Origin of the sequence: Neisseria sp. HMSC074B07, from assembly GCF_001810355.1 — a bacterium.
GTDB lineage: Bacteria > Pseudomonadota > Gammaproteobacteria > Burkholderiales > Neisseriaceae > Neisseria.
In genome coordinates this window covers 1-10,194 of record NZ_KV800881.1, presented here as the reverse complement: position 1 = coordinate 10,194, position 10,194 = coordinate 1, and the positions used below count along the sequence as shown (strand labels likewise).

Annotated in this window: 8 protein-coding genes; 2 read left to right on the top strand and 6 right to left on the bottom strand. The window is 52.5% G+C overall.

From position 1 onward, the window contains the following. Positions 1-216: 216 nt before the first annotated feature. From clpP to HMPREF2726_RS00955, 6 genes are all read right to left on the bottom strand, one after another. The gene (gene clpP / locus HMPREF2726_RS00980; RefSeq protein ID WP_003760163.1) at positions 217-837 is read right to left on the bottom strand and encodes an ATP-dependent Clp endopeptidase proteolytic subunit ClpP; all 621 of its coding nucleotides are present in this window, start codon (positions 835-837) and stop codon (positions 217-219) included. A gap of 87 nt (positions 838-924) precedes the next feature. Continuing rightward, positions 925-2,235: a trigger factor gene (gene tig, locus HMPREF2726_RS00975; protein ID WP_009311518.1), complete on the bottom strand. Its 1,311-nt coding sequence runs from the start codon at positions 2,233-2,235 to the stop codon at positions 925-927. Between the two features lie 351 nt (positions 2,236-2,586). Next, complete coding sequence (locus tag HMPREF2726_RS00970; protein ID WP_009311520.1) at positions 2,587-5,034, bottom strand: DNA translocase FtsK; 2,448 nt, start codon at positions 5,032-5,034, stop codon at positions 2,587-2,589. A 172-nt stretch (positions 5,035-5,206) separates the two neighbouring features. After that, the gene (locus tag HMPREF2726_RS00965) at positions 5,207-6,007 is read right to left on the bottom strand and encodes a phosphatidylserine decarboxylase (RefSeq protein WP_009311521.1); all 801 of its coding nucleotides are present in this window, start codon (positions 6,005-6,007) and stop codon (positions 5,207-5,209) included. Between the two features lie 102 nt (positions 6,008-6,109). Beyond that, the gene (aroD, locus tag HMPREF2726_RS00960; protein ID WP_070601896.1) at positions 6,110-6,877 is read right to left on the bottom strand and encodes a type I 3-dehydroquinate dehydratase; all 768 of its coding nucleotides are present in this window, start codon (positions 6,875-6,877) and stop codon (positions 6,110-6,112) included. Further along, positions 6,874-7,572 (bottom strand): TIGR02117 family protein, encoded by a 699-nt coding sequence (locus HMPREF2726_RS00955; protein WP_070601894.1) that lies wholly within the window; start codon positions 7,570-7,572, stop codon positions 6,874-6,876. Before HMPREF2726_RS00955 ends, aroD begins: the two co-directional genes overlap by 4 nt. Positions 7,573-7,952: 380 nt before the next feature. Between HMPREF2726_RS00955 and HMPREF2726_RS00950 the strand changes: the two genes are divergently transcribed. Further along, on the top strand, positions 7,953-9,368 hold the full coding sequence (locus HMPREF2726_RS00950; protein ID WP_070601892.1) for an SLC13 family permease: 1,416 nt from the start codon (positions 7,953-7,955) through the stop codon (positions 9,366-9,368). A gap of 107 nt (positions 9,369-9,475) precedes the next feature. Continuing rightward, positions 9,476-9,985: a peptidylprolyl isomerase gene (locus tag HMPREF2726_RS00945; protein WP_070601890.1), complete on the top strand. Its 510-nt coding sequence runs from the start codon at positions 9,476-9,478 to the stop codon at positions 9,983-9,985. Positions 9,986-10,194 lie beyond the last annotated feature (209 nt).

The window sequence follows — 10,194 nt, the reverse complement described above, 5'->3', positions numbered from 1 at the left end:
TTTATGAGTGTCCAAGATTTGGGGGCCAGTTCATGTTTTCAGACGACCTTTTCGTCAAATCCATTCAAACACCGCTGTCAGCGACGCCTCAACAAAACCGCTCTTTCCTTACCCAAGCAGCCTCATCAAAAACAGCCGCTCCGTTGTACAGGCGAAATAGCGGAATAATCAGCACGTCTTCTGTCAGCGTGTGTTCAAATCGCCGAAATCAAACATTTAAGCCTGCAAAGAAGCGCGATTTTCCAAAACTTGGTCAATCAAACCGTATTCTTTGGCTTCTTCGGCGGACATGAAGTTGTCTCGGTCGGTGTCGCGTTCCAAATCTGCCAAGTCGCGGCCGCAGTGTTTCGCCATCAGGCGGTTGAGTTTCTCTTTGATTTTCAACAGCTCGCGGGCATGGATTTCAATGTCGGATGCTTGACCGCCCAAACCGCCGCTGATTAAAGGCTGGTGGATCATGATACGGCTGTTGGGCAGGGCGAAACGTTTGCCTTTTTCGCCTGCCGAGAGCAGGAATGCGCCCATGCTTGCCGCTTGTCCCAAGCACAAGGTGGAGACGTTGGGCTTGATGAAATTCATGGTGTCGTAAATCGACATGCCTGCCGTTACCGAGCCGCCGGGGGAGTTGATGTAGAAGAAAATATCTTTGTCCGGATTTTCACTTTCCAAAAACAACAGCTGGGCAACCACCAAATTGGCGGACTCGTCGGTTACCGGACCGACCAAAAATACGATGCGCTCTTTCAAAAGGCGCGAGTAAATATCAAATGCACGCTCGCCGCGGCCGCTTTGTTCGATAACGGTAGGAACGAGGTAATTATTGAAATCGAAGGACATTTTTGTCTCCTGTCAATGTTGCGAAAGCACCAAAGGGATGCTTTGGTGCTTTCAAGTTGCCTGTTTCAGACGACCTTTTGAAGATGATTAGGCTTGTGCGCCCATCACTTCGTCAAAAGACAAAGCTTTTTCGGTTACTTTGGCTTTGCCCAAAACGAAATCAACGACGTTGCTTTCTACTGCCAAAGAAGTCGGACCTTGCAGGCGGGAAGGCTCTGCGTAGTACCAGTCGATCACTTCTTGAGGATCTTCGTAGCTTTCTGCGAAGTTGGCAACAACGGCTTTGATTTGCTCTTCAGTCGGTTCCAGTTTGTTTTCTTCAACCAGTTTAGCCAAAATCAGACCCAAAGATACGCGGCGTTCGGCTTGCTCTTTGAACATATCCAAAGGCAGATCCAAGTTGGCAGCGTCAGCCATGCCTTGGTTGACGAAGTTTTGTTTCATTTCGTTTGCCAAGCGGGCGGCTTCTTCATTTACCAAAGCAACAGGCGCTTTCAGCTCTACGGCTTTGAGCAGCGCGTTCATTACAGATTCTTTGGTTTGTTCGTTCACGCGGCGCTCAACTTCGCGGCCTACGTTTTTCTTCACTTCTTCGCGCATTTTAGCAACGTCGCCGTCGGCGATACCCAATGCTTTGGCGAAGTCGGCATCAACTTCGGGCAGGGTGGGTTCGGATACGTTGTTCAATGTGATGGTGAAGACAGCGGATTTACCGGCAACGTCTTTACCGTGGTAGTCTTCAGGGAAGTTGACGGTAACGTCTTTGCTTTCGCCTGCCTTCATGCCGACTACGCTGGCTTCAAACTCAGGCAACATTTGACCTGCACCCAATACAAAGGCGTAGTTTTTGGATGCGCCGCCGGCAAAAGGTTCGCCATCGATTTTGCCTTCGAAGTCGATGATGACGCGGTCGCCGTTTTGGGCTTCGCGTTCAACATGGTTGAAGCGGGTACGTTGTTTGCGCAGGATTTCTACGGTTTGGTCCACTTCGGCATCGCCGACGGAAGCGGTTACTTTTTCGACTTCTTGTACAGACAAATCGCCGATAACGACTTCAGGGAACACTTCGAAAATCGCAGCGATTTTCAGGGATTCTTTATCGTCTTGTTCTTCAACGCCTTCGAAACGTGGATAGCCGGCAACTTTCAATTCTTGGGCAACGGCAACATCGTAGAAGCGGCGTTGGACCATTTCATTGATGACTTCATTTTGAGCGCTTGCACCGTACATTTGGGCAATCATTTTTAAAGGTGCTTTACCCGGACGGAAACCGTCGATTTTTGCACGGCGTTGGGTTTGTTTCAGTTTTTTATCGGTTTCTGCGTTGATTTCGGACCAAGGCAGAGACAACACTACTTTGCGTTCCAGATTTTCTAAAGTTTCAACAGTTACGCTCATCGTAAGACCTTAATTTGTTGTGTTAAATAAAAAATGGGAATCCTTTTACCAATGATGACTGCAAAAGCGGCTCCGACCCATCGGGGCTTTTATCGTCCGTTGCTTGCAAAAGGCAGGAAAATTAGCTGGCTAGTATATCACAATGTTTGATTGACTGGATAATATAGTGGATTAACTTTAAACCAGCACGGCGTTGCCTCCGCCTTGTCCTGATTTAAAGTTAATCCACTATATCGTCGATAGGCGGGCCGATTTTGCCCCGATAAAATAAGGTATTGAATCCGACATCATAAAAGGTCGTCTGAAAACAGGTATAACCAGTTTTCAGACGACCTTTGGTAATTATTGAGATTACAACTGGTCTTTTTGCGCCAGAATCCTGCGGCTGCCGTTGATGTCGGCGGGAGAAACGACACCGGCGTTTTCGAGCGCTTCCATCAGGTTGGCGGCACGGTTGTAGCCGATGCGCAACTGGCGTTGCAGGGAGGAGATGGAAGTTTTTTTGCTTTCCAAAATGTAGGCAACGGCTTGGTCGAACAATTCGTCGCTGCCTGCATTCGGATTGACGATGTTGGTGGTTTCCAGTGCGGCTTCACCGCTGAGCAAACCTTCGACATAGTCGGCGGGGGCTTGCGATTTGACGTAGTTGACGACTTGATGCACCTCGTCGTCTGAAACGAATGCGCCTTGCAGGCGGGTCGGCTCGGCGCTGCCCGGTTGCAGGAACAGGGAATCGCCGTATTTCAGCAGTTCGTCCGCGCCCATTTGGTCGAGGATGGTACGGCTGTCGATTTTGCTTTGCACAGTAAACGCCATACGTGTCGGGATATTCGCTTTAATCAAGCCGGTGACGACATCGACGCTCGGTCGTTGGGTCGCGACAATCATATGGATACCGGCGGCGCGCGCTTTTTGGGCGAGGCGGGCAATTTGTTGTTCGACGGCTTTGCGTTCGGTCATCATCAGGTCTGCCAACTCGTCGATAACGACCACAATCATCGGCAGTTTTTCCAACGGCTCGGGGTCGTCCGGATTCAGGCTGAACGGGTTTGGCATGGGTTTGCCCGATGCTTTGGCGGCTTCGACTTTTTGGTTGAAGCCTTCCAAGTTGCGCACGCCGGCGTGGGAAAGCAGGCGGTAGCGTTTTTCCATTTCGGCGACACACCAGTTCAACGCCTGCCCTGCTTCGCGCATATCGGTAACGACCGGGCAAAGCAGGTGCGGAATGCCGTCGTAAATGCTCAATTCGAGCATTTTCGGGTCAATCATGATGAAGCGGACTTCGTCGGGCGTGGCTTTGAAAAGCATGGACATAATCATGCCGTTCACACCGACGGATTTACCCGAACCGGTCATACCGGCGACCAAAAGGTGCGGCATTTTTGCCAAGTCGCCGACGACGGGCGTACCGGAGATGTCTTTACCCAGCGCGACGGTCAGCTTGGATTTGGCTTCGGTAAACACGGGCGAAGACAAGATTTCGCTCAACATCACGTCTTGGCGTTTTTCGTTGGGCAACTCGATGCCCATGGTGTTTTTGCCCGCGATGGTTTCCACGATGCGCACGGATTGCAGCGACATAGATCGCGCCAAATCTTTAGACAGGGCAACGATTTGGCTGCCTTTTATGCCTTGCGCGGGTTCGATTTCATAACGCGTAATCACAGGGCCGGAAGTGGCGGACACGACTTGCACGCCGATGCCGAATTCTGCCAACTTGGATTCAATCAATTCGGCAGTGCGCTCTAATTCGGCAGGATTGATGCTGACGGGTTCGCCGTTGGGCAGGCGCAGCAGGTTCATGCCGGGTTTGTGGTATTCGCCTGTCTGTTGCGGCTCGTTGTCTTCAAACAAAGAAGCCTGAATTTTGGGCGGCGGCGCGACGGAGACCGCGACAGATTTGCGGTTGCTGGTGCTGCCTGCAAGCGGTGTAACTGGCGTAGCGGTGATGTTTTTGGCTTCTTTCACCATGCGGCGGGTGTTTTCCGTTTCCAAGGCTTCGGCTGTCGAGCCGTCGTCCTTGCGTCTGCCCAATGCCTTTTTCAGACGACCCCAAATGCCCGAAAACAGGCTTTCGGTATTGCGTCCAGTTTTTGCCATGACTTCCAGCCAAGACACTTGCGCCAGCAAGGAAACGGAAAGCAGCAGCATGACGCACATAATCAGCAGGCTGCCGGATTTACCCAACAGCCAAGCCAAGCCTGAACCTGCCAAAGCGCCGACCAAACCGCCCGCACCGACAGGCAGGGTTTCGTCCAAAGTATTTTGAAGGGTGAAATATTCGAGAATCGGGCTGCACACCAAAAGCAGGAACAAAGCCAGCGCGGCAACGCCGTGGTTGTACGATTTGTAGTTTTCGCGCTTTTGCAGCGGGCGGAAATTTTTATAGAGGAAAACGCACGAAGCGGCGATCCACCACCAAAACGACAGTCCAAAAAGATAATAGCCGACATCGGAAACATACGCGCCAAACAGCCCGCCGAAATTGGCGATGTCATCCGATTTCGGCACGCTGCGCGACCATGCGGGGTCGGTCATTTTGAAGCTGGCGAGGGAAATGGCGATGAAGACCGTCACCATCAGCCCGAAGAGCCACAGCGCGTCGTTAATCAGATTGACGACATGCTCGGGGCGCGCTTTTTTTTCTTCATTCTTTTGCAGCGCTTTGGCAGCCTTCAAACGCTCGGAAACCTTGTTCGGCTCTGTCTGCGCCTTCGTTTGGCTTTGACGGCGCGTGCTCGGTTTGGCGTTTGTTTTGGCTTTGGTTTTTGATGCGGTTTTAGAGGATTTTGCGGTCATGGATGGATTTTTGATATTCGGTACAGGTCGTCTGAAAAGGGAAAACCGACGGGGAATCAATCCGTCGGGTGTAATGTGTGTTGGGTTCAAATTATACCGTATTTACCGTTTCTGATAAAACAAGGTCGTCTGAAAAAGGTTTTCAGACGACCTCTTGTTCAGCTTTCAGCCGTCAGTCTTTCAATGACTGCTCTGCGGCATTGCGGACTTTATCGGCAGCCGCTTCGATTTCGGATTGGACTACTTCGGCAGCAGCTTGCGCCGGATTGGGCGTTTCCGCTTGCGCGGCACTTGCGGTTTCAGTCGGCGCGGCAGCTTCAGGAGCTTGGAGCGGCAGGCGCGCCAAAACAGTGCGAACGCCGGTGACTTTGTCGCCAATGGCGACTTGTGCCTGCGCGTCAACCGGCAGATACATATCGACGCGCGAACCGAAGCGGATAAAGCCGTAGCGTTCGCCGCGGGTCAGTTTCTCGCCTGCTTTGGTGTAACACAAAATGCGGCGGGCAACCAAGCCTGCAACTTGGACGAAGGTGATTTCGCGGCCTGAAGCAGTGGTTGCCAGCACGGCGTTGCGTTCGTTTTCGGTACTGGCTTTGTCCAAATCGGCATTGAGGAATTTGCCTTTATTGTATTCGACGGCAGTCACGGTGCAGTCGGCAGGCGATTTTTGCGAATGGACGTTGAAGACGTTCATGAACACGCTGATTTTCAACGCTTCGGTATCACGGTAAGGATCGCGCGCGCGCTCGACGACGACGATGCGTCCGTCAACAGGGCTTAAAATCGCTTCGGGATCTTGCGGGATTTCGCGGGCGGGATCGCGGAAAAATTGCAGGGCAAATACGGTGAAAATCCAAAACGGCAGCGACCACCAGCCGCAGCAGGCAGACACCAGCAAACTCAATACCAAACCGCCGCCGATAAACGGCCAGCCCTCGCGGGCGATAATCGGGTGGGGGTACAGACGGTTCATAACTTTCCTTTTCTATTCAAATTGCCGCCATTATAGCGGAATATCCTAAAAAGGTCGTCTGAACGCTGTTTCAGACGACCTTTTGTTTTTTTGTATTTATTGTTATCCGGTGGTGTTGCCGTTTTCCAAAACATCCAAGATGTTTTTCAGGTTGGCGGAATCGAGCTGGCCGGGGGCGGAGGCGGTGCCTGCCGTGCCGAATGTGATGGCGGAGCCGAAGGTCGAGCCTGCGATGCGGCTGACGAGTCCGAGCCTGCCCATGGAAATGGTAACAATCGGGCGGTTTGCGGTTTGACAGGCTTCCCAAGTGGCGTCCAAAAGCGTCAGGACATCAGCGGGGCCTTGGGGCATCACGGCAATTTTGCAGATGTCCGCGCCTGCCTCTTCCATTTTTTTCAGACGACCTGTGATGTCCGATTTGGCGGGCGTTTGATGGAAATCGTGGTTGCTCATCAGGACGGAGGTGTCGTGCGCTTTGGCGGCAGCAACCGCTTGGCGGACTTCGCTCTCGCCGGCGGAAAGTTCGATGTCGATGATGTCGATGATGCCTGAAGCGGCGGCTTTATCGAGCAGCTCGAAATAATACGCTTTGCTGCAAGGGTATTCGCCGCCTTCCTCTGCGCGTCGGAAGGTAAACAACAGCGGGGTTTCGGGAAAGGCGCGGCGCACGGCGGCGGCTTGGGTAAGTAGGTATTCGGGGTTGCCTGCTTGGTCGAAATAGTCGACTCTGAATTCGATAATATCGAAACAGGCGTGTTCGAGGTTTTTCAGGGCGACGGATAAGGCTGCTTCGTCTCGGGCAACCAAGGGAACGGCGATTTTCGGCTGTCCGCTGCCGAGCGTGAGATGGCGGATGGTCAGGGTTTTCATGGTTTTTCTGCTGTATTGGTGCGGTGGCTGTCGAGCAGCGGATCGGGGAACGGTGTCCAAACGACGCCGTTGATGCCGCTTTCGGTCAGGCGGCGGTTGAGCCAGCTGTTGCACGTATTGAAAAGATGGTAGCGTCCTTCTGCCTCGTAGAATGCGTCGTCAGCGCTGTAATGCGCGCCGGCGACGGGGATGGCTTTGCCTGCTTTCAATTTGAAATGACGCATCAGGTTGGCACTCAGGCGGCGGTATTGTTCGCGGCTGACGGTGAATTTGACGGTATTTTCGCCTTCGCGCGGCGGCTCGCGGTAGTAGATGGCGTGAATCAGCGTGCTGTTGACTCCGCTTAACGCCTGTACTGCCGTAGAGGCGGTCAAATCCGACCACTGCGGCGTGTTCAAATAGAAATTGCGCTCGCCCCAGCCTATGCCGACGTAGCGGATGGGCGCATCGCCTTGCCCTGCGGTACTGTCGGCAGGATTGATGATGCTGGTCCAGTCGAAAAGGTCGTCTGAAAGCGGCATGATGATGTCGGCGTGTACGCCGTTGCTGTGCAGGTAAAGGGTTACCTCGCCGTCGGAGGCTTCAATGCTGTCCTGCGGAATCTTACCAAGTATGTAGGCGGCGGCAAAGTAAAGGATAGCGGCGATGATAAACGCCAACAGGGCTTTCAGGAGGATTTTGAATATTTTTTTCATTGACGTGACGGCGTCGTTAAAGATGCGGAATCATATCACGATAACGGCATGTTTTAAGTATTTCAGACGACCTTAACGCTTTAACTACAAAAGAGGTCGTCTGAAAATCAACAAAAAGATATTTTTAGTTTCCCATCAATCCGTTTTCGTAAAAAACCGCACCCGATTGTTAACATTATATTTACACTACACCCGATTACAAATATACTCATTGCCATGCCGCACGGCTTTGTTTGCCTGAAATCCAAAGCCTGCGAACAACCCGCTGCGGGAAACAAGAAAAACCGATTCAGTGAAATCAATAAAAAAGCAATGTCGGGCGATGAGCCTATGCTTCAGCGGTTTTAGCGATTTCACGTTATGTTTCAGAGGAATACTCCATGGACTTACATGCAAAGGACAAAACCCAGCATCCTGAGAATGTCGAGCTGCTCAGTGCGCAAAAGCCGATTACCGACTTTAAGGGCCTGCTGACCACCATCATTTCCGCCGTCGTCTGTTTCGGCATTTACAGCATCCTGCCCTACAGCACCGATGCCAACAAAGGCATCGCGCTGTTGATTTTCGTTGCCGCGCTTTGGTTCACCGAAGCCGTCCACATCACGGTAACCGCATTGATGGTGCCGATTCTCGCCGTCGTGCTCGGCTTCCCCGATATGGACATCAAAAAAGCGATGGCGGGCTTTGCCGATCCGACGATTTACATCTTCTTCGGCGGCTTCGCGCTTGCCACCGCCCTGCACATGCAGCGTCTCGACCGCAAAATCGCCGTCAACCTCTTGCGCCTGTCACGCGGCAATATGAAAGTCGCCGTGTTGATGCTGTTTGCCGTTACCGCCTTCCTGTCCATGTGGATCAGCAATACCGCGACCGCCGCCATGATGCTGCCTTTGGCAATGGGTATGATGAGCCACCTCGACCAAGAAAAAGAACGTAAAACCTACGTCTTCGTCCTGCTCGGCATCGCCTACTGCGCCAGTATCGGCGGTTTGGGCACCGTGGTCGGTTCACCGCCGAACATGATTGCCGCCAAAGCCCTGAATCTGGACTTCGTCGGCTGGATGAAGCTCGGCCTGCCGATGATGCTGTTGATTCTGCCCTTGATGCTGTTTTCCATGTACGTCATCCTCAAGCCCAATCTGAACGAACGCGTCGAAGTCAAAGCCGAGTCTATTCCGTGGACGCTGCACCGCGTGATCGCGCTGTTGATTTTCTTGTCTGCTGCCGTGGCTTGGGTATTCAGCTCCAAAATCAAAGAAGCGTTCGGCATTTCCAACCCCGATACCGTCATTGCCCTGATTGCCGCTGTCGCCGTCGTCGTATTCGGCGTGGCGCAATGGAAAGAAGTCGCCCGCAATACCGACTGGGGTGTGTTGATGCTCTTCGGCGGCGGTATCAGCTTGAGCGCGCTGCTGCAATCCTCCGGCGCATCCGAAGCCTTGGGTCAGCAGGTGGCCACCACTTTCACCGCCGCGCATCCGCTGCTGGTGATTTTCGTAGTCGCCACCTTCATCATCTTCCTGACCGAGTTCACCAGTAACACCGCCTCCGCCGCGCTGCTCGTGCCCATTTTCGCCAGCATCGCCACGCAAATGGGGCTGCCCGAACAAGTCTTGGTATTCGTCATCGGCATCGGCGCATCTTGCGCGTTCATGCTGCCGGTTGCCACGCCGCCCAACGCGATTGTGTTCGGTACGGGGTTAATCAAGCAACGCGAAATGATGAACGTCGGCTTGCTGCTGAACGTCCTCTGTATCGTATTGGTCGCACTGTGGGCTTATTTCATCCTGATGTAAACCCGTAAAACCCTAGCCAAGGTCGTCTGAAAGAATATTTTTCAGACGACCTTGAAGTTTTTCCGCCCAGCACCATTTGTAAAAAGATTCTTAACGAAAGGAAACCCATGATTATCCTGCACACCAACAAAGGCGACATCAAAATCGAACTCGACTTCGACAAAGCCCCCGTTACTGCCAAAAATTTCGAGCAATACGTCAAAGACGGCTTCTACGACGGCGTAATCTTCCATCGCGTCATCAAAGGCTTCATGATTCAAGGCGGCGGCATGGACGAAAACATGAACGAAAAAGAAACACGCGAGCCGATTCAAAACGAAGCGTCCAACGGCCTGCCCAACGAAAAATACACCATCGCCATGGCGCGCACCTCCGACCCGCATTCCGCCAGCGCGCAATTCTTCATCAACACCGCCGACAACGCCTTCCTGAACTTCCGTTCCAAAGAGCTGTACGGCAAAACTGTCGTCCAAGACTGGGGCTACGCCGTATTCGGCAAAGTCGTCGATGGTTTTGATGTAGTCGATGCCATCGAAGGCGTCGCCACCAAACGCCACGGCTACCACGACGACGTACCGACCGAACCTGTCATCATCACCAAAGCCGAAGTGGTATAAATTTGACGCGTTACATCCCATAACGCAAAAAGCAGCCTGAAACAGGCTGCTTTTTTATTGGGCAAATATTTGAACGCAATCCGCCGTGCTTGTTTTCAGACGACCTTTGATATCGAAACCGTCGCTTACGGACTCAACCCCGCTTTGCCCCATATCGAAAGACGATTTATAGTGGATTATAGTGGATTAAAATAAAAATGAGACAAGGC

Bases quoted from the DNA above. Each gene is read 5' to 3' on its own strand.
- HMPREF2726_RS00955 (WP_070601894.1), bottom strand. From the start codon at position 7,572: ATGAAAAAAATATTCAAAATCCTCCTGAAAGCCCTGTTGGCGTTTATC.
- HMPREF2726_RS00970 (WP_009311520.1), bottom strand. From the start codon at position 5,034: ATGACCGCAAAATCCTCTAAAACCGCATCAAAAACCAAAGCCAAAACA.
- HMPREF2726_RS00965 (WP_009311521.1), bottom strand. From the start codon at position 6,007: ATGAACCGTCTGTACCCCCACCCGATTATCGCCCGCGAGGGCTGGCCG.
- HMPREF2726_RS00945 (WP_070601890.1), top strand. From the start codon at position 9,476: ATGATTATCCTGCACACCAACAAAGGCGACATCAAAATCGAACTCGAC.
- tig (WP_009311518.1), bottom strand. From the start codon at position 2,235: ATGAGCGTAACTGTTGAAACTTTAGAAAATCTGGAACGCAAAGTAGTG.
- clpP (WP_003760163.1), bottom strand. From the start codon at position 837: ATGTCCTTCGATTTCAATAATTACCTCGTTCCTACCGTTATCGAACAA.
- HMPREF2726_RS00950 (WP_070601892.1), top strand. From the start codon at position 7,953: ATGGACTTACATGCAAAGGACAAAACCCAGCATCCTGAGAATGTCGAG.
- aroD (WP_070601896.1), bottom strand. From the start codon at position 6,877: ATGAAAACCCTGACCATCCGCCATCTCACGCTCGGCAGCGGACAGCCG.